Source organism: Limibacillus halophilus (genome assembly GCF_014191775.1).
In the GTDB taxonomy this organism is placed as follows: Bacteria; Pseudomonadota; Alphaproteobacteria; order Kiloniellales; family CECT-8803; genus Limibacillus; species Limibacillus halophilus.
Genome location: NZ_JACHXA010000005.1, coordinates 117756 through 133978, shown reverse-complemented (window position 1 = coordinate 133978; position 16223 = coordinate 117756). Strand labels below are relative to the sequence as shown.

Below are 16223 nucleotides of genomic sequence, written 5' to 3'. Positions count from 1 at the left end.
AGAAAAAAAGATTATGCAGACGAGTGTGGAAGAAAAACTGATGGGCGCCCTATCCGGGGCTGGTGCCGAAGCGGCCGCGCTTCCAGCCCAGGATTGGCTTGCCGAATCACGGCACCAAGCGCTTGAACGCTTCCGCCAGAAGGGTATGCCATCGCGGCAACTGGAAAGCTGGAAGTACACCAGCCTGAATGCACTCGCCAAGCTGGATTATGCGGGCGGCTCGGCCGAGCTTGCCCTGCCCGACCGTCTTCCCAGTCTCCTCGCCGATGATGCCCACGGCTATAGGCTGGTCTTCGTCGATGGCCGCTTGCAAGAACAAACCAGCCGTTTGGACGGGATACCCGACGGGGTGACACTCAACGGTTTGAGCATCATCAGCCAAGGCGAACGACCCGCATGGCTGCAAAGCTCACTGGGGCAGATTGCAACGGAAGAACGGGAAGCGCCGCTGCTGGACCTCAATAACGCCTTTCTGTCCGATGGCGCCGTGTTGAGGATCGCTTCAGGTCTTGAACTCGATCGACCTGTAGAACTGATCTTCCTTTATAGCGCCGCGGCCAACGAAGTTCGGGCCAGCCAGCCACGCTTGTTGGTGGTGCTGGAGGCAAACAGCCGGGCAACCGTGATTGAGCATCATCAAAATCTCGGGGGCGGCACATCGTTTTCAAACGGCGTCGCGGAGTTTAGCTTAGCATCAGGAAGCGCTCTTAAGCACTTGCGGTTACAAGAACTTTCACACAGCAGCCACTATTTTATGAACAGCCAGGCAAGCCTCGAGCGTGATGCGAGTTACGAGGGATTTCTGCTGGCTCTGGGTGCTGCCGTGGCGAGAGAGGACTTCAGAATCCGGCTCGCGGGCGGAGGCTCTTCCTGCAAGCTGAACGGCGTCTATCTGCTAACTGGTCGCCAGCACAGCGACATTACCAGCGTAATCGATCATCTAGCGCCCCACACCTCCTGCGACGAGGTCATCAAGGGGGCCTTGGATCAGCAATCTCGCGGCGTTTTCCAGGGGCTTATCAAAGTTGAGAAGCACGCCCAGAAAATAGAAGGCAACCAATCTCATCGGGCGCTGTTGCTGTCACGCGGGGCCGAGGTCAATGCAAAGCCTGAGTTGGAAATTTATGCCGATGATGTCGTGTGTTCTCATGGCGCAACGGTAGGAGAACTGGATGCCGACGCCCTCTTTTACTTGCGCAGTCGCGGAATTCCGCCCCACCAGGCCCGTAAGCTCCTGATTGAAGCATTTCTGCGCGATACCGTTGAGCTTTGCAGCGACATTGCGCTGCGCGCCGGCCTGACGGACCGTTTGGGTGCCAAGTTGGCGGCAATGACAGGAGAAGACCTATGAGCCTGTTGAAAACGCCGACATTGCCGAACGACTCAAGACCTGGCGACAACTCCATCGCAGCCTTTGATGTCGAACGCGTGCGTGAAGATTTCCCGATCCTGAAGCGAGAGGTCTATGGCCGACCGTTGGTTTACCTGGACAATGGAGCCAGCGCCCAGAAGCCACGACAGGTCATTGATGCCATGACCAGGGTCATGGAGGAGAGTTATTCCAACGTGCATCGGGGCGTTCACCGTCTGAGCCAGGAAGCCACAGACCTTTTCGAAGGGGCCCGTGAGAGGGTTGCGGCTTTCGTCAATGCCGGCTCGCCCGACGAGATCATCTTCACACGCGGCGCCACGGAGGCCATCAACATGCTGGCCGCTTGCTTTGCAAGCCAAGTCCAGCCTGGCGACGAAATCATCATCTCCGAGATGGAGCATCATTCCAACATCGTGCCCTGGCAGTTCTTAAGGGACCGCAGCGGTATCGTTCTCAAGGCCGTGCCCATCGACGACGATGGCAACTTCGACATGGACGCCTATCGCGGGCTTTTGTCCCCTCGCACGAAGCTAGTAGCCGTCACTCATATTTCCAACGCACTCGGCAGCATCACGCCGCTCAAGCAAATCATCCAGGAAGCGCACGCCGCAGGCGCACAGGTGATGGTTGACGGGTGCCAGGCCCTGCCGCACATGCGGGTCGACGTCCGGGAGCTGGATGCTGATTACTACGCTTTCTCCAGCCACAAGATGTACGGGCCCACCGGCATCGGTGCGCTCTATGGCAAGAAAGACCTGCTCAACCGCCTTCCGCCTTATCAGGGTGGCGGCGACATGATCGCAACGGTGACCTTGGAGAAATCCACGTTCAAGGCCGCCCCTCACCGCTTTGAGGCAGGCACGCCCGCAATCATCGAGGCGGTCGGCTTCGGCGCGGCGGTCGATTACCTGAACAGCATCGGGATGAATGCCATTGCCGCACACGAGGAAGGCTTGCTGGCCTACGCAACGCGCAAGCTGGAAGCGATAGAAGGGTTGCAGATCATTGGTAAGGCGAAGGAGAAGGCGGGCATCATTTCTTTCGTGCTGGAGGGCGCGCACGCGCACGACATCGGCACGATTGTAGATCGCAGCGGCGTGGCCCTTCGCGCTGGACACCACTGCGCACAGCCGGTCATGGATCGCTTTGGCCTATCTGCTACGGCCCGCGTTTCCTTCGGCTTGTATAATACGCCGGCCGAGGTAGATGTCCTGGCTGAGGCCTTACAAACTGTCAGGGATTTCTTTGGATAATGTTAGACGAACTGCGAGAACTCTATCAGGAAGTTATCCTCGACCACGGGAAGAACCCTCGTAATTTACGCCGAATCGGGGATGCCAATCACCACGCGCAAGGCAACAACCCCATGTGCGGCGACACCCTGAGTGTTTATCTGCTGACGAACGGCCAGAACTTGATTGAAGATGTTTCCTTTATTGGGAAAGGTTGCGCAATTTCAATGGCATCTGCCTCAATGATGACTGAAATTCTTAAAGGAAAGACAGTTGAGGAGGCTGAAACTCTGTTCCATGGTTTTCACGACCTCTGCACCAAAGACGACGCCGATTTGAGTGAAGCCGAGGCGACAGACGCCGATGCCGTGGAGCGCCTGCAGGTGTTGTCGGGTGTTCGGACATTCCCGGTGCGGGTCAAGTGCGCGACGCTTGCTTGGCATACGATGGATGCAGCCCTGAAAGGCGATGCGGAGATTTCGACCGAATGAATGACGGCGACGAGGACCAACTGGCGAATGATGAAGGAGAGACGACCATGATGCCCGGCCACCCAATGTACTTCATGGGCGAAGGCGAGGATACCGAGGGTCTGACCGCTCGGGCTGGCGAAGCATTGCCCAAGGGCACGCCGCTCGCCAACCGGGAGAAGATAGAAGAGGCGTTGCGCAGCGTTTATGACCCTGAGATTCCAGTGAACATTTATGATTTGGGACTGATCTACGAAATTGATCAGAAAGACGACGGCGCCGTATCGTTATTGATGACCCTGACCGCGCCGGCCTGTCCGGTCGCCGGTGAGATGCCCTATCAGGTTGCCGAGGCGGTAGCCAAAGCGGACGGCGTCGGTGAAGTGGAAGTGACCCTGACTTGGGATCCGCCTTGGGACAAGGAGCGCATGACAGAGGATGCAAGACTGGCACTGGGCATCTTCTGATCCCATATGAAAAGCGCTATGATGATTTTTGCGCTTTGACTAAAGAGACGGCTGTACAACCCTACGAGAACACAGATGGAGACTGCAGAATGGCCCAATCCCTCATCACGCTGACCGATGCTGCGGCCGCACGCGTTCGGAAGCTGATGGCAGCTGCGGGCGACGAACCCGTGCTGGGCTTGCGTGTCGGTGTGAAGACGCGCGGCTGCTCAGGCCTGTCTTATTTTGTCGAGTACGCCAAGGATCAAAAGAAGTTTGAGGATGTCGTCGAAGACAAGGGCGTCCGGATTTTCATTGATCCAACGGCGGTTATGTTCCTGATCGGCACCGAAATGGATTATGTCGAGGACAAGCTTCAGTCAGGTTTCGTTTTCTCAAACCCCAACGAGGCAGCGCGTTGTGGCTGCGGAGAAAGCTTTAGCGTTGCTAACTGATCCGAAACAGCGGCGCCGGATGCTTTAGCTCCGGAGAAGCGTTCCTTTTCCTCTTATGGCAGGCAGCGCCGAACGGCTTCATGGCGATATCACCCCACAATAAGGACCACGCACTTCCCTTTCGCGGTAGAGCAAAGGTCATCGCCAAGGATGCGCTTACTTCTCAGGTATGTAGGCTTCGTTTGGAATTGCCTGAAGGCAGCGCTTTTCGATTCAAGGCTGGGCAGTATTTACGCCTTTATCTCAGCACGTTTGAACCGCGCGACTACTCCATAGCCAATCAACCAGACGAAGGTTTCCTCGAGTTTCATATTCGGGACCAGGGAGATGGAGGAGCCTCCAGCTTCGTGCAGAATGAGCTGCAACCCGGCGACGAGTTCGATGTCGAGGGTCCTTTCGGTGCCTGCACGCTTCGCCCTGATCATACTGGCCCTATCCTTGGTATTGCCGGCGGCACGGGGCTAGCTCCAATAAAAGGCATTATCGAAGAGGCTTTGCGGGCGGGTTGGGACCACGAAGTTCGGCTTTATTTTGGCGTGCGAAGCACCGATGAACTCTACATGCTCGATCATTTTGCCGCTCTTGAGGCAGAGTTTTCCAATTTCCGCTTTGTGCCTGTCGCCGGCGACGGTCACCGTTTGACCAACGGGTGTCGACCAGGATTAGTGACGGACGCGCTTGCCGAAGATATAAATGCCGCGGAGCTTTGCGCCTTTAGCAAAAGCGAAGCCTATGTCGCCGGGCCTCCCGCGATGGTAGATGCCACTGTGGCGCTTCTCAAAGAGCAGGGGCTTCCGGAAAACAAGATCCACGCCGATGCATTCACGCTGGGCCCTGCACTACCACAGTCGCATGACAGCTTTTAATGAGCAACCTTATAAAACTACTATAAGACATGGAAATTAAAATGAAAACTGTACTTCCACTTTGGGATAATCCGAGCCTGCCGGTCGCTGGCAATGACGCTGTCTTTCCGGTTCATAATATTTACTGCGTTGGCCGCAACTATGCCGACCATGTGCGTGAAATGGGGCACGATCCCGACCGTGAGGATCCCTTCTTCTTCATGAAACCTCCCAGCGCTCTGGTGCAGCATGGCAACACGTTTGCCTATCCTCCAGGAACTCAGGATCTCCATCACGAAGTGGAATTGGTCGCTGCCATCGCAAAAGGCGGACGCAACATACCGCTGGACGCCGCAATGGGACATTTGTTCGGCTTTGCCGTGGGTATTGATCTGACCCGGCGCGACCTTCAAGCAGTGGCGAAATCAAAAGGCCGCCCCTGGGAGGTTGGCAAGGTTTTTGACGGCGCCGCGCCCTGTGGAACGCTTCTGCCACTAGACCAGAGCGGCAGCATGGAGCGAGGCAGAATTGCACTCACAGTCAATGGAGAACTGCGCCAGGAAGGCGATGTAGGCCAAATGATCTGGAAGCTCCCGGAGATCGTTTCAAAGCTGTCAGAGTTGTTCACTCTACACGCAGGCGACTTGATCTTTACCGGCACACCGGCCGGGGTTTCCGCACTTGTCCCGGGCGACCGTCTGGAGGCCACCGTTGAGGGCATCCCCGCTCTAGCAGTAACGGTCGGCAAACCGGCCTGAGCCGCTTCAACTCCCGGTGCTAGGGCAGCGGCGGCGCGGTCATGGCCTTGGGAATTTTCAATCCCATTCGGTCAAGGATGGTTGGGGCTACCGATAGCTGATCCGCGAGTTCCGGCGCCGCGCCCCCCTTTGGGTGCCCTATATCGTAGAAGGCGACCATCCGCACATCGTCGGTGTTGCCGCCGTGGTGACCAAAGGCGGACATTCCATGATCGGCCGTCACCAAAACGCGGTAACCGGCGCCCTGCCAGCGATGCAAGTGCTGGGCAATCTGATCATCGGTTGCCCAGGCCTGTTTCTTGTACTCAGGTGACTCCCCGCCATAGAGGTGGCCTACGGAATCACACCCGGAAGAATGCAAAAGCAGATAATCCGGCGCATGGCGATGCACCAGAATACTCGCCTGGTTCAATAGATCTGCTTCCGATGCCAAACCGATGTTGAACCGAGTCTTTCCATGTTGCAGATAGAAGCGGCCGTACTGCACGCAACGACTTTCGTCATTAACCTCCATATCCTCAATAGGATCGAAGGGCGCGCGATTGAAAAGCTCGGAAAAATTGAAGTGCGCCACCGCCCCCGTACGGCGCCCTTGGGCACGTGCCACCTTGAACACATGATCCGTCCCCGTCATGCGCACGTTATCATTGCTCGTGATGCCGTGATCATGAGGCTGCACGCCGCTATGCAAGGTCTCATAAATTGGCACGGATAGGCTAGGCAGCACGCTGGCCATCTTCCAGCGCCGGGCCTTGCCTGCCTGGACGAGGCTCTCCAGGAAGCCGCAGTGCTCCACCGCCGTCTGGAATCCTAATCCGTCAATCACGACGAGCATTACCTTGGAGGTCATTGTTTCACCCATCCCCCGCGCTATCAGACAGTCATCTGTGCTTCGAGCAAACGTCTCCAATCCGCAAAGCTACGGACATCGCGCCCCACTTCCTTGCCACCCTCGTCCCATTTGCGCACGGCGAGCGCAGCGGCCTTGTGCGGGTTTGCCTCGAAATCGCTGACCTCACAATCGCTCATCGGGCCGCCTTGCTGCTTCAGAGTAACCTGGGAAGCGTGCGACAGACGGTCATGATAACCGGGGTCGCGCGCGCAGAGATAACGTTTGGCTTCGACATGGAGTCGAACCGGCTCTACCACTGTTGGCGGGAAATAATCCTCCAGAAAAGCGCCCGCAGCGGCGTCGTGCATCCGGTGCCAGTCATCAGGGTTTCCCTCGCTTAGCAGATGCCCCACGTCATGCAACAATGCGGCGGCAATCAAGGTTTCTGGGGCCCCCTCCCTTGCCGCAGCCTCGGCGCTTTGGAGCATGTGTTCGGCAATAGTGACATCCTCGCCATAATGCTCCGCCCCATTTGGCCCTTCGTATAGCGCCTGCAAACGATCAAGAAATGCGGCCTTTGTCATCGGCGTACGGCTCACTGGTGAAGATTCACATAACTGGTCAATGCATCCCAATCGGCATAACACCCCTGCAATCGCCGCTGGCCTCCGGAAAAAGCGCCGCGACCATGTAGAACCCTTCGGTTATCAACGACGAAGAGACTGCCTGCATTGAGTTTGAATGAGATGATGTAGGTCGGATCGTGCAGTAATCGCCCGAAAACAGAATAGGCTTGATAAAAGGCTGTCAGTTGTTGCGGCGATAATTGTAGATCTGCGCGCGATCGATTGTTGTAACGCACGCCCACCAGGCCGCCCTGACCGTCAATTTCGATAAGTGGTCGGTTGCTCCGGAGATCGGCGGTGCTGTCGGTGAAGCGAAAGGGTACAGACGTATTTGCCAGTATCTCGAAGACCTCTGGGTTGTCGCTGCGAAGGTCCTGCGCTACGCGGAACCCATCGACCAGAAGGCTTTCACCGCCCTGCCCGCTGGCCTCCAGGCAGTGAAGAAACTGCATGCCCGGAACCGGATCCCGGTAGGGGTTGTCGGTATGTAGTCCAAGACCAAGACCGGTGTAAGCCAGATTGTTAGGGTCCGGCTTAGCAACCACATCGAAAAGGCGGCCGTAATTCGTTTCGCGCACGAAACCAAATAATTCAACTGCGCTTAGCACGGTGCCCGTGGTGCTGCCGCATTCCTCCAAGAGGGCAAAGCCATAATCCCGGATGCCGACCAGCCAATTTGCCAGTGCTGCAGGGTCGCCAGCAATATCGGCATATCGAGCTTTAGGAAAGCGTGATTCTGGAAGAGATGCATCCCACAAACGCGCTTCCGGCACCCGGCCGGCGAGCTGCGCTTCCGGCGCTGACAGCAACTGGGCCAACCGGTCGAACGTTAGCTCAACACGGTGGCTTTCCGGCAACAAAGTGACGATTGCGCTGCAGTGATCGACACCAACCTCAACCGCCGCGATCCGCTGATCCTGCGGCAGTGCGGCCAGGTCAATAAGCCGCTGTCCGTTAGCATGTCGGCAAGCACCACAATCACAAAGGTCGCGGACCTGAAGTGCCGGTATCTGAAGCCGCCGCCCGCTAGTCATATCCAGCCAAAGCGTTCGGCCATCTTCCGAGATACTTAGGTCCCGAAGGTTCATTTGCTCTGCCTGGCTATGCATTGGTTCTTTGCCCATCGGATACACCGCCACTGAATTTGGTCAACAAGGCGTCTAGAATGAGCCTTTCAGGGGGCCGGAGGCAACGCCGAAACGTAAACTATGACTACACTTCAGATATTTCCTTTAAGCCTTTGTTAATATTACCTTGCTTAATGTTAACCTTAGGAGATTGCTCTAGGAGGAATGCTCTTGATGAAAGCCGCCGCCGCCTTTCTGTCCACGGACAGTGGTGCAACACGCACCGAGGTGGGATTGCTTACAGCAATGGCTGTCATATTCGCTGTTTTGGCCATGACTGACTTTGGCGGTCAGTTGGGACACTTTTTTGTGTCCTTCAAGTCTCATATGGCGGACGGAAAACCTCTATAGTTGCCAACCGTGATGATATTCACGGCGACCTCTTTCCATTATAAAAAGATAAAACTATAGATCGGTTACCCATGACGCTTTCATCCCTCGCAACCTATCTCGGCTTGTTCGGATTCTTTTCCCTATCGCTCGCCTGTGCCGTTACAGACGCTCAGCGATTGAAGATTCCAAATAGCTTCACGCTGCTAATCGCCTTGCTTTACCCAATCTTCGTCATGAGCGCGCCCTTTCCGGTGGATTGGATATCAGGCCTAGCTGTGGGTGCCGGAATCCTGGCAATAGGCTTTCTGATTTTTGCTGGCGGACTGATCGGTGCAGGCGACGTGAAGTTTTTGGCGGCGGCCGGGCTTTGGGCCGGTCTTGCCCACCTTTCCACGCTGATACTTGTGACGGCGATTGCCGGTGGTGTCCTAGGTTTGGGCTACCTGGTTGCTGATCGTTTGCGACGCATCCCCTGGATGCCCCTTCCCCCACCCGAGATCACCGAGGAAGACGGCAAGAAACGCATGATTTTCTTGCCGTATGGAATAGCTATCTGCGCGGGCGCGGTCACCGTGGCTTACCGCCTGACGCTGGAAGTAGGGTTGGCGCAGTAAATTAAACGACGAACTGACCGGCTACTCCCCTATCCGCTCAGCGAGCAGTGACCTTAGGGTCTTCAACGCGCGTTGCTCAAGTTGACGGACCCGCTCTTTGCTGACGCCCAGTTCCTGTCCCAAGTTTTCCAATGTGACCGCCCCCTCTCCGAGGTGACGCTGGCGTATGATCCGGGCTTCGCGTTGGGGTAATCGCCTGAGCGCCTGACTAAGCCACTGTGCCCGGGTTTGGTTATCGCGTAGTTCCGTCACGATCTCCTCTGGCCCAGGTCGGCTGTCAATCATCGTGTCCTGGTACTCCATGTCACCGTCTTCACCAGTCGGCAGATTGACGGATAGATCAGGCACCCCCAATCGGACCTCCATTCGCTGAACCTGATCGGGCCTTACCTTAAGTTCCTCCGCAATCTGCCCCGCCGCTTCGTAGGACATGTAGGGATTGCTCGTTCTCGCGATCTTTGCCCGTAAGCGCCGAAGATTGAAGAAGAGGCTTTTCTCGGACGTGGTCGTACCGATCCGAACAATCGACCAGTTGCGCAGGATGTAGTCCTGGATCGCTGCCCGGATCCACCAGACCGCATAGGTGGAAAAGCGCACGTCGCGGTTGGGGTCGAACCGCATCGCAGCTTGCAACAGCCCCACAAAACCCTCCTGGATAAGATCCCATTGCGGCAATCCATAGCCACCAAACTTGGTGGATATGCTCACCGCCAGGCGCGCGTGCGCGCTCACGAGTTGATGCATCGCCTTTTCATCGCCACCCACGGCCCAGGCCGTGGCTAGCATCCTCTCTTGTTCACGCGAGAGGATCGGCGCGCTCATCGCCTTGCGAACGAGCCGTCGATTTGCTTGCCGGCTGTCTTGTTGGATTTCCGTCCCTGGCATAATTCCGCACTCCTGGGTTCCTGTTCATTCGGGAAAGTCTATGCCTTTCCCTTAATTTATCTACGCACCCAGGAAGAAAATGGATCAGTACTTAAAGGCAAAATTTAGCAAACGCCCGATTGGGCCAGCCAAATAGACCGGCGCATCTGTGACTGCCAAACAAATACAGTCCTCATCGTCGTCGGCGACCGGCTGGTGCACGACGCTACTGTTTGCAACTGCGATATCACCGCGCAAATAATGCCCCTGGCTGTCGGAGAACGCACCTGAGAGGACCAAGGTCAATTCCAATCCCTCATGTCTATGGAGCGGCACTCTGCACCCCTTACGAATGCGAAGAAGCCGGGTGGTGAAATCCTTGCGATCCGGAAACAAGGCAACATCGGCAACGACACCTCTTTGCCGCCAAGGTAGGTCCGATAATCGGCGGCCCAGATAGCCGCGCAATGGCTGAGGCAAGATTGTATCCGCCCCTTCCGCTACAGGACTTGATGCTTCACTTGCGGCTGCGGTCTCGCGCCCATCCAACTGAGCCAAGACTGAACTCAGACTGTCTTCGGAAAGCGCCGTCGGCGATAGGTCGTCCAGCAGCGTGCCAGCAATGCTCTCCAAGTCACGCACCGCGTTCCGACAAAGAGGGCAAAGCGCCGTGTGAGTTGCAACCAACAACGCGAGAGGCTCACCAAGATTCCCAATCGCATAGGCCTGCAGTAAGGACTCATCAGGGTGATGAGAAGTCATTGGTTCATATCCTCCAAAGCCGAACGGAGTTTTGTGATAGCCAATCGGAGGCGCGACTTGACGGTCCCTAGCGGCATCAGAAGTTCATCAGCCAGTTCGCTGTGTGATTTTTCCTCGAAAAAAGAAGAACGCAATAACGTGGCCTGCTCCTGAGGCAAAGTATCGATCGCAGCACGGACCCGCAAAGCTACCTGCGCTGCATCGTAAGCTCGGTCGGGAGACGCAGGCCCTTCAGGCACGAGGGCAGGATCGTTCAGATCGATTTCTGGTCGCTTCTCCCGGCGGGCCACATCGATCCTTTTGTTTCGAGCAATCGTGAAAATCCAAGTGGAAAGAGCGGATTTCTGCGGATCATACTGGTCTGCGCAGCGCCATACCGTTAGCAATACTTCCTGCGCGATGTCCTCCGCCGATTTCTCCTCGACCTTCAAACTACGGATATAGGATTTCACCCGCGGCGCGTAATAATGAAAAATCTGCGCAAAGGCATCTCGATCACGGCTGACCGACACAGCCATCATAAGGTCTAGCAACTGCTCTGGCGTCGGCCGGTATTTCGCATCCTGCGGTGGCATAGTGACATGCTGCGCCGAGCTGCAACGCAATACAACCGTGGCAAAGGGTAAACAGCTTAAGTTCTGCTGAATTTCCACCAGCGTCTCCTTGGTTACACTCTGATTTACGTCAAAGTGAGACCACCGGATCACTTACTTTTGGATTTTTTTCTGATCCGATCCGCCCAGAAGCTCGTACTAGCTAAAGTAATTACTCGTAAGGGATCTGATGCTGATATGCGTATTGCCATAATCGGAAGCGGGGCCGCAGGTCTGGGCGCAGCCTGGCTTCTGGCGCAGAAGCATGACATTTCGCTGTATGAAGCAGATTCAAAACTCGGAGGGCACGCAAACACGGTTGATGTGAGCGGGCCGAATGGACCTGTTGCGGTCGACACCGGCTTCATCGTTTATAATGAACTCAATTACCCGAACCTGACCTGCCTGTTTGAGCACCTTGGGATAGAGACCCAACGCAGCGACATGTCTTTTGCGGTATCGCTTGCTTCCGGCAGGTACGAGTATGAGGGGTCGAGAAGTGGCTTTTTTGGGCAAAAGCGCAATCTGATTAAGCCCAGCCAGTGGCTTTTACTTTTTGAAATCAAACGTTTCTTTCGTGAAGCGCCACATCTATTGACGCAACCGTGCAGCGGCTTGTCGCTTGGCGATTATCTGAATAAAAACGGCTATTCACAGGACTTTGCTTACGACCACCTTCTGCCTATGGCCTCTGCGATCTGGTCATGCTCTTTGAAGGATATTTTGTCCTTCCCTGCGACAAGCTTCGTCAACTTTTATGCCAATCATGGTTTGCTGCAATTCGCCGATCGCCCAACATGGCGCTCGGTCACGAACGGTAGCCGTTGCTATGTGGAACGCATGGCGAAAGGGTTTCGTTCCGCAATCCGTCTGCGTACACCAGTTCAGGCAGTAAAAAAGATGGAGCGCGGCATCGAAGTTGTCACCGCTGGTGGCCAAGCTGAAAGGTACGATTCCGTCATTTTCGCAACCCACGCAGATCAAGCGCTGAAGATCATGGGCTCTACGGCGAGCCCCTTGCACAGAAAAATACTAAGCACTTTCCGTTACCTGCCGAACCGGGCAGTTCTCCATAGCGATCCATCAATGATGCCTCAGCGGCGCCACCTTTGGGCGAGTTGGAACTATTTGTCGAATCACAGGCGAAACAAAGAACAACAACTGGCCGTCACCTACTGGATGAACAGGTTGCAAAAACTGGACCGCTCCTTTCCGCTCTTTGTAACGCTCAACCCTTATCGGGAGCCACGTCCCGAACTCGTACACGCGGCTTTCACCTACCGTCATCCTCAATTCGATGAGCATACAGCCGTGGCTCAGAGCCTGCTCGGCGAAATTCAAGGGCAAGACGGGTTCTGGTTTTGTGGAAGCTACTGCGGTTATGGTTTTCACGAAGACGCTTTACAGTCCGGGCTGACCGTAGCCGAACAGTTCGGTGTCAATCGCCCCTGGGCAAAATACTTCCGGCCACCAAGCACTGCCTTGCGCGGTGTCGAGTCCCTGTCGGAACGTCTTCATAACGCGGCGGAGTGAGCCTTGTCTCTCGAAGAAAAACTTCAACCTGGACCGCCAGCTTACGGTAGCTGCCTTTACCGTGGGCATGTCATGCATCGACGCCTGCATCCCTTCGGAAACCATTTTGTTTATCGCGTGTTCTCACTTCTGGTGGACATCGATGCACTCCCGGTTCTGGACCGCCGGTTACGGTTGTTCAGCCACGATCGTTTCAACCTGTTTAGTGTTTGGAATCATGATCATGGCAGCAAGGACCAGACGGCGTTAAGGCCTTGGATTGATAGGCAACTTGCCGATGCGGGTATCAATCTCCAAGGCGGCCGTGTCATGCTGCTTTGCTTCCCGCGAATTCTGGGGTTCGTTTTCAATCCTTTGAGCGTTTGGTACTGCTATGACCGCAGCGGCCACCTCGCCGCAATGCTCTACGAGGTCAGAAACACCTTCGGCGATTGCCATTGCTATTTGATCCCCACGCCGCCTGATTTCCGTCCCGAGAGAACCTTGCTGCAATATTGCAACAAGGTGCTGCATGTCTCCCCCTTTCTGTCGACCGAAGGCGCCTATGCCTTTCGCCTCCAGGTTCCCGGCGATCGCTTGTCGATAGCAATACGGCACACAACCGCGGAAGGTGAAACGCTAGTCGCGGTTCAGAAAGGCAGGCGACATGCGCTCACCGACATGGCCCTCTTCAAGGCCTTCTTTTCCTATCCACTGATGACAGTTAAAGTTATTGCCGCGATTCATTGGGAAGCTTTCAAGCTGTGGCGTTTAGGGGCTCGTTTCTACCGGAGGCCAGATGCACCGCAATCTGAGGTCAGCGTGGTGAGGCCGCCTTTAGATCAGGCCGCCGAGTAAAGGGGGGTTCGCTGATGTCGAATTGTCTGTCCCCAGGCGAGGAACCGAAAGACCTGCCCAAATCTGAGTGTAAATTTCTGGCCGTCACGTCGCGCCTTTCACGCGGGCGCCTCCATCTGACGCTACCGAGCGGGCACCGGCAAACGATCAAAGGTCAGGAGCCTGGCCCCGACGCCGATCTTCAAATCTTTCAAAGCAGCTTTTTCCGGCGCCTTTTCACGAGTGGCGCCAACGGATTTGCCGAAGCTTATATTGCTGGTGAGTGCGATAGTTCGGACATCACAACATTTTTAAAACTCATTGCTGTAAACCACGAGGAAATCGAGCAGCAGTTGGAAGGCCGACGATGGTCACGCGTAGCTGAACGGGTGATCCACCTGCTGCGCCCCAATAGCCGTTTCGGCGCTAAGCAGAACATCCGCGCGCATTACGATCTGGGAAATGCTTTCTATCAAACTTGGCTGGATAACAGCATGACCTATTCCTCGGCGATTTTTGAACGGCAGGACATGACTTTGGAACAGGCCCAGGAAGCCAAATACAAACACCTGGCTGCGACCGCAGGGATCGAACGCGGCCATAGCCTGCTTGAAATTGGCTGTGGTTGGGGCGGTTTCGCAACCTGGGCCGCGCGGGAGTTGCAATGCGACGTGACGGCAATCACCATATCCAAAGCTCAGCACGACCATGTAGCCGAACGCCTGCAACGCGAGGGTTTGGGAAATCGCGTCAAGGTTCTGCTGCAAGATTACAGAGACACGCACGGGTTCTTTGATCGCATCGTTTCCATTGAAATGTTCGAAGCGGTTGGGGAGGCCTATTGGCCTCATTATTTTTCGACGGTCCGCAACAATCTGAAACCCGGGGGTCGCGCCGGATTGCAGATCATCACCATTGCAGACCAAGTTTACGATCAGTACCGACGTGGCGCTGATTTCATTCAACGCTATGTGTTCCCTGGTGGAATGTTGCCTTCCATCACGGCTCTGCGGGAACAAATCGATCGGGCGGGTCTGGCTTGGCAAGACAGCAAGAGCTTTGCTGAACACTACGCCACCACGCTATCGCGCTGGCATGAACGCTTCGATTTAGCCTGGCCTCAGATCAGCGGTTACGGGTTTGACGAGAGGTTTCGACGTTTGTGGAAATTTTATCTCGCTTATTGCGAGGCGGGCTTCTCCACAGGGCGCATCGATGTTCGCCAAATATCGCTAGCCCGCAGCTAACAATCGCGCTGCCTGTTAGTTGGCCGATAGCTTTCGGCGAATTTTGCGTAACAGCCAACCAATCACGGGAAGCGTCTCGTAAAGCCCGGCCGCCGGATCCCAGAAATCGCGGTGTGAGGAGACCTTCCCTTCGGCATCGAACAGCAGTTCGGAGACCCCTTCGAAGGAAATGTTGTTTCCCTGTCTGGTTGTACCGGAGAACTGCCAAGTAATGTAGCCGGAAACACACGTGCCGCAGGATCGTGTTACCACGAAGGAGATACTCGGAACATCCTCGTACATCTTCTCTAAAACACGACGATAAGCCGATCGACCACGGGTTAAGTTGAAAGGATCTGAGAAGACCATATCGGACGTGCAATAGTCCTCAAGCACATCGAGGCTATCTGGCGAAAATCCTTCGAGATAGGAAACATATCTTTGCAGAGGATCGAACCCACTTTCCTCATCCTTCTTAATACTAGCCATTGTCTCTCGTGCCTCCAGGAAGGAATTGAGCTGTGACCCGAAGCGACAGGGCATAGGGAAGACAGCGCAGTAGTTTCATGATCACCGCAAGCCGCATGGGAAAGACGATTTCGAAGCGGCGTGACGCTAGCCCGCGCTCGAAGGCCCTTGCCGCCGCATCAAGTTCCATTAGAAAGGGCATTGGAAAAGTGTTCTTGTCTGTCAGCGGTGTCCGCACAAACCCCGGGTTGACGGCCTGAAGATGAACACCTTCAACGGCTAGTTCGGGTTGCAACGCCTCACAGAGGTTGATCAATCCCGCCTTGGTCATTCCATATACCGATGCGCTCGGCAGGCCTAAAAATCCAGCCATGGACCCGACAACTGCTATTTGTCCGCGCCGTTGGCTCCGCATTCTTGGCAAGACGGCATAGAGGCAGTTCAGGGTCCCAAGGAGATTTGTATCGACAAGCATCTTCACCGTTTCAGGTTTGAAGTTACTCAAATCCGTTGCGACATGAGTGCCTGCATTCAGCACCGCCAACGCTAGAGGCTGATCCCGCAGAGCCTCATCTAAAGCAACCTGTATGGCTGCTGCGTTGGTAATATCGAGAGGCAGTGGCACCAGCTTACCCGCGAACGTTCGAGTGTCGTCCGCAAGTGCTTCTAAATCGCTTACTGTCCGGGCCGATGCCAACACCGTCCAACCGGCTTCCACCAGTCTAACGGTTAAGGCACGGCCAAGCCCCTTCCCCGCACCGGTGATCCACGCAAACCCGTCCTCCGGCTTTACCGGCTTTAGGTTCATGCGTTGTCGTCCCTGAGAGCGCGGTTGCAATCAGATCGAGCGT

20 protein-coding genes are annotated in these 16223 nt (G+C 55.6%); 12 read left to right on the top strand and 8 right to left on the bottom strand.

The features are described from left to right. The first annotated feature begins 13 nt into the window (after positions 1-13). The 7 genes from sufD (at position 14) to FHR98_RS10355 (ending at position 5578) form a co-directional block, all read left to right on the top strand. Positions 14-1351, top strand: a complete 1338-nt coding sequence (gene sufD, locus FHR98_RS10385; RefSeq protein WP_183416622.1) for a Fe-S cluster assembly protein SufD — start codon at positions 14-16, stop codon at positions 1349-1351. After that, positions 1348-2625: an aminotransferase class V-fold PLP-dependent enzyme gene (locus FHR98_RS10380; protein WP_183416621.1), complete on the top strand. Its 1278-nt coding sequence runs from the start codon at positions 1348-1350 to the stop codon at positions 2623-2625. The genes sufD and FHR98_RS10380 overlap by 4 nt, the downstream gene beginning before the upstream one ends. Beyond that, a complete protein-coding gene (gene sufU, locus FHR98_RS10375; RefSeq protein WP_183416620.1) occupies positions 2625-3095 on the top strand; it encodes a Fe-S cluster assembly sulfur transfer protein SufU in 471 nt (156 codons plus the stop codon). Before FHR98_RS10380 ends, sufU begins: the two co-directional genes overlap by 1 nt. Continuing rightward, complete coding sequence (locus tag FHR98_RS10370; RefSeq protein ID WP_437126636.1) at positions 3092-3541, top strand: DUF59 domain-containing protein; 450 nt, start codon at positions 3092-3094, stop codon at positions 3539-3541. Before sufU ends, FHR98_RS10370 begins: the two co-directional genes overlap by 4 nt. A gap of 89 nt (positions 3542-3630) precedes the next feature. After that, positions 3631-3975, top strand: a complete 345-nt coding sequence (locus tag FHR98_RS10365) for a HesB/IscA family protein (RefSeq protein ID WP_183416619.1) — start codon at positions 3631-3633, stop codon at positions 3973-3975. 80 nt (positions 3976-4055) lie between these two features. Further along, the gene (locus FHR98_RS10360; RefSeq protein WP_183416618.1) at positions 4056-4841 is read left to right on the top strand and encodes an FAD-binding oxidoreductase; all 786 of its coding nucleotides are present in this window, start codon (positions 4056-4058) and stop codon (positions 4839-4841) included. Between the two features lie 41 nt (positions 4842-4882). Beyond that, positions 4883-5578: a fumarylacetoacetate hydrolase family protein gene (locus tag FHR98_RS10355; RefSeq protein WP_183416617.1), complete on the top strand. Its 696-nt coding sequence runs from the start codon at positions 4883-4885 to the stop codon at positions 5576-5578. Positions 5579-5597: 19 nt separating this feature from the next. Here FHR98_RS10355 and FHR98_RS10350 read toward each other — a convergent pair whose 3' ends face one another. Genes FHR98_RS10350 through FHR98_RS10340 form a run of 3 tightly spaced genes read right to left on the bottom strand, consistent with a single transcriptional unit; the run spans position 5598 to position 8124 of the window. Further along, the gene (locus tag FHR98_RS10350; RefSeq protein ID WP_183416616.1) at positions 5598-6428 is read right to left on the bottom strand and encodes an alkaline phosphatase family protein; all 831 of its coding nucleotides are present in this window, start codon (positions 6426-6428) and stop codon (positions 5598-5600) included. A gap of 23 nt (positions 6429-6451) precedes the next feature. Next, on the bottom strand, positions 6452-6994 hold the full coding sequence (locus FHR98_RS10345; RefSeq protein ID WP_183416615.1) for an HD domain-containing protein: 543 nt from the start codon (positions 6992-6994) through the stop codon (positions 6452-6454). A gap of 11 nt (positions 6995-7005) precedes the next feature. Next, complete coding sequence (locus tag FHR98_RS10340; protein ID WP_183416614.1) at positions 7006-8124, bottom strand: TauD/TfdA family dioxygenase; 1119 nt, start codon at positions 8122-8124, stop codon at positions 7006-7008. A 204-nt stretch (positions 8125-8328) separates the two neighbouring features. Between FHR98_RS10340 and FHR98_RS10335 the strand changes: the two genes are divergently transcribed. Together FHR98_RS10335 and FHR98_RS10330 are read left to right on the top strand one after the other, a co-directional pair. Further along, entirely contained in the window at positions 8329-8514 is a 186-nt protein-coding gene (locus tag FHR98_RS10335; protein ID WP_183416613.1) for a hypothetical protein, read from the top strand. A 71-nt stretch (positions 8515-8585) separates the two neighbouring features. After that, positions 8586-9110 (top strand): A24 family peptidase, encoded by a 525-nt coding sequence (locus FHR98_RS10330; protein ID WP_183416612.1) that lies wholly within the window; start codon positions 8586-8588, stop codon positions 9108-9110. 21 nt (positions 9111-9131) lie between these two features. Here FHR98_RS10330 and FHR98_RS10325 read toward each other — a convergent pair whose 3' ends face one another. From FHR98_RS10325 to FHR98_RS10315, 3 genes are all read right to left on the bottom strand, one after another. Continuing rightward, positions 9132-9995 carry an RNA polymerase factor sigma-32 gene (locus FHR98_RS10325; RefSeq protein ID WP_183416611.1) on the bottom strand — a complete coding sequence of 288 codons (864 nt, stop codon included), beginning with the start codon at positions 9993-9995 and terminating at the stop codon, positions 9132-9134. Positions 9996-10079: 84 nt separating this feature from the next. Continuing rightward, on the bottom strand, positions 10080-10736 hold the full coding sequence (locus tag FHR98_RS10320) for a ChrR family anti-sigma-E factor (protein ID WP_183416610.1): 657 nt from the start codon (positions 10734-10736) through the stop codon (positions 10080-10082). After that, complete coding sequence (locus FHR98_RS10315) at positions 10733-11389, bottom strand: sigma-70 family RNA polymerase sigma factor (RefSeq protein ID WP_322091243.1); 657 nt, start codon at positions 11387-11389, stop codon at positions 10733-10735. Before FHR98_RS10315 ends, FHR98_RS10320 begins: the two co-directional genes overlap by 4 nt. Positions 11390-11527: 138 nt before the next feature. On the opposite strand from FHR98_RS10315, the gene FHR98_RS10310 reads away from it, so the two are divergent. The 3 genes from FHR98_RS10310 to FHR98_RS10300 are packed head-to-tail and all read left to right on the top strand — an operon-like array spanning position 11528 to position 14925. Continuing rightward, positions 11528-12862: an NAD(P)/FAD-dependent oxidoreductase gene (locus tag FHR98_RS10310; protein WP_183416609.1), complete on the top strand. Its 1335-nt coding sequence runs from the start codon at positions 11528-11530 to the stop codon at positions 12860-12862. Positions 12863-12865: 3 nt separating this feature from the next. Beyond that, a complete protein-coding gene (locus FHR98_RS10305; protein ID WP_221205843.1) occupies positions 12866-13699 on the top strand; it encodes a DUF1365 domain-containing protein in 834 nt (277 codons plus the stop codon). Between the two features lie 14 nt (positions 13700-13713). Further along, positions 13714-14925, top strand: a complete 1212-nt coding sequence (locus tag FHR98_RS10300; RefSeq protein ID WP_183416608.1) for an SAM-dependent methyltransferase — start codon at positions 13714-13716, stop codon at positions 14923-14925. Positions 14926-14940: 15 nt separating this feature from the next. On the opposite strand, the gene FHR98_RS10295 is transcribed toward FHR98_RS10300, so the two are convergent. Both FHR98_RS10295 and FHR98_RS10290 read right to left on the bottom strand, forming a co-directional pair. Beyond that, on the bottom strand, positions 14941-15393 hold the full coding sequence (locus FHR98_RS10295) for a nuclear transport factor 2 family protein (protein ID WP_183416607.1): 453 nt from the start codon (positions 15391-15393) through the stop codon (positions 14941-14943). After that, on the bottom strand, positions 15386-16180 hold the full coding sequence (locus FHR98_RS10290) for an SDR family NAD(P)-dependent oxidoreductase (protein WP_183416606.1): 795 nt from the start codon (positions 16178-16180) through the stop codon (positions 15386-15388). The genes FHR98_RS10295 and FHR98_RS10290 overlap by 8 nt, the downstream gene beginning before the upstream one ends. Positions 16181-16223: the final 43 nt, after the last annotated feature.

Excerpts from the sequence above, each read along its gene's own strand:
- sufD (WP_183416622.1), top strand. The coding sequence starts at position 14 with ATGCAGACGAGTGTGGAAGAAAAACTGATGGGCGCCCTATCCGGGGCT.
- FHR98_RS10360 (WP_183416618.1), top strand. The coding sequence starts at position 4,056 with ATGGCGATATCACCCCACAATAAGGACCACGCACTTCCCTTTCGCGGT.
- FHR98_RS10345 (WP_183416615.1), bottom strand. The coding sequence starts at position 6,994 with ATGACAAAGGCCGCATTTCTTGATCGTTTGCAGGCGCTATACGAAGGG.
- FHR98_RS10330 (WP_183416612.1), top strand. The coding sequence starts at position 8,586 with ATGACGCTTTCATCCCTCGCAACCTATCTCGGCTTGTTCGGATTCTTT.
- FHR98_RS10370 (WP_437126636.1), top strand. The coding sequence starts at position 3,092 with ATGAATGACGGCGACGAGGACCAACTGGCGAATGATGAAGGAGAGACG.
- FHR98_RS10365 (WP_183416619.1), top strand. The coding sequence starts at position 3,631 with ATGGCCCAATCCCTCATCACGCTGACCGATGCTGCGGCCGCACGCGTT.
- FHR98_RS10335 (WP_183416613.1), top strand. The coding sequence starts at position 8,329 with ATGCTCTTGATGAAAGCCGCCGCCGCCTTTCTGTCCACGGACAGTGGT.
- FHR98_RS10300 (WP_183416608.1), top strand. The coding sequence starts at position 13,714 with ATGTCGAATTGTCTGTCCCCAGGCGAGGAACCGAAAGACCTGCCCAAA.
- sufU (WP_183416620.1), top strand. The coding sequence starts at position 2,625 with ATGTTAGACGAACTGCGAGAACTCTATCAGGAAGTTATCCTCGACCAC.
- FHR98_RS10320 (WP_183416610.1), bottom strand. The coding sequence starts at position 10,736 with ATGACTTCTCATCACCCTGATGAGTCCTTACTGCAGGCCTATGCGATT.
- FHR98_RS10350 (WP_183416616.1), bottom strand. The coding sequence starts at position 6,428 with ATGACCTCCAAGGTAATGCTCGTCGTGATTGACGGATTAGGATTCCAG.
- FHR98_RS10325 (WP_183416611.1), bottom strand. The coding sequence starts at position 9,995 with ATGCCAGGGACGGAAATCCAACAAGACAGCCGGCAAGCAAATCGACGG.
- FHR98_RS10340 (WP_183416614.1), bottom strand. The coding sequence starts at position 8,124 with ATGAACCTTCGGGACCTAAGTATCTCGGAAGATGGCCGAACGCTTTGG.
- FHR98_RS10310 (WP_183416609.1), top strand. The coding sequence starts at position 11,528 with ATGCGTATTGCCATAATCGGAAGCGGGGCCGCAGGTCTGGGCGCAGCC.
- FHR98_RS10290 (WP_183416606.1), bottom strand. The coding sequence starts at position 16,180 with ATGAACCTAAAGCCGGTAAAGCCGGAGGACGGGTTTGCGTGGATCACC.
- FHR98_RS10380 (WP_183416621.1), top strand. The coding sequence starts at position 1,348 with ATGAGCCTGTTGAAAACGCCGACATTGCCGAACGACTCAAGACCTGGC.
- FHR98_RS10355 (WP_183416617.1), top strand. The coding sequence starts at position 4,883 with ATGAAAACTGTACTTCCACTTTGGGATAATCCGAGCCTGCCGGTCGCT.
- FHR98_RS10295 (WP_183416607.1), bottom strand. The coding sequence starts at position 15,393 with ATGGCTAGTATTAAGAAGGATGAGGAAAGTGGGTTCGATCCTCTGCAA.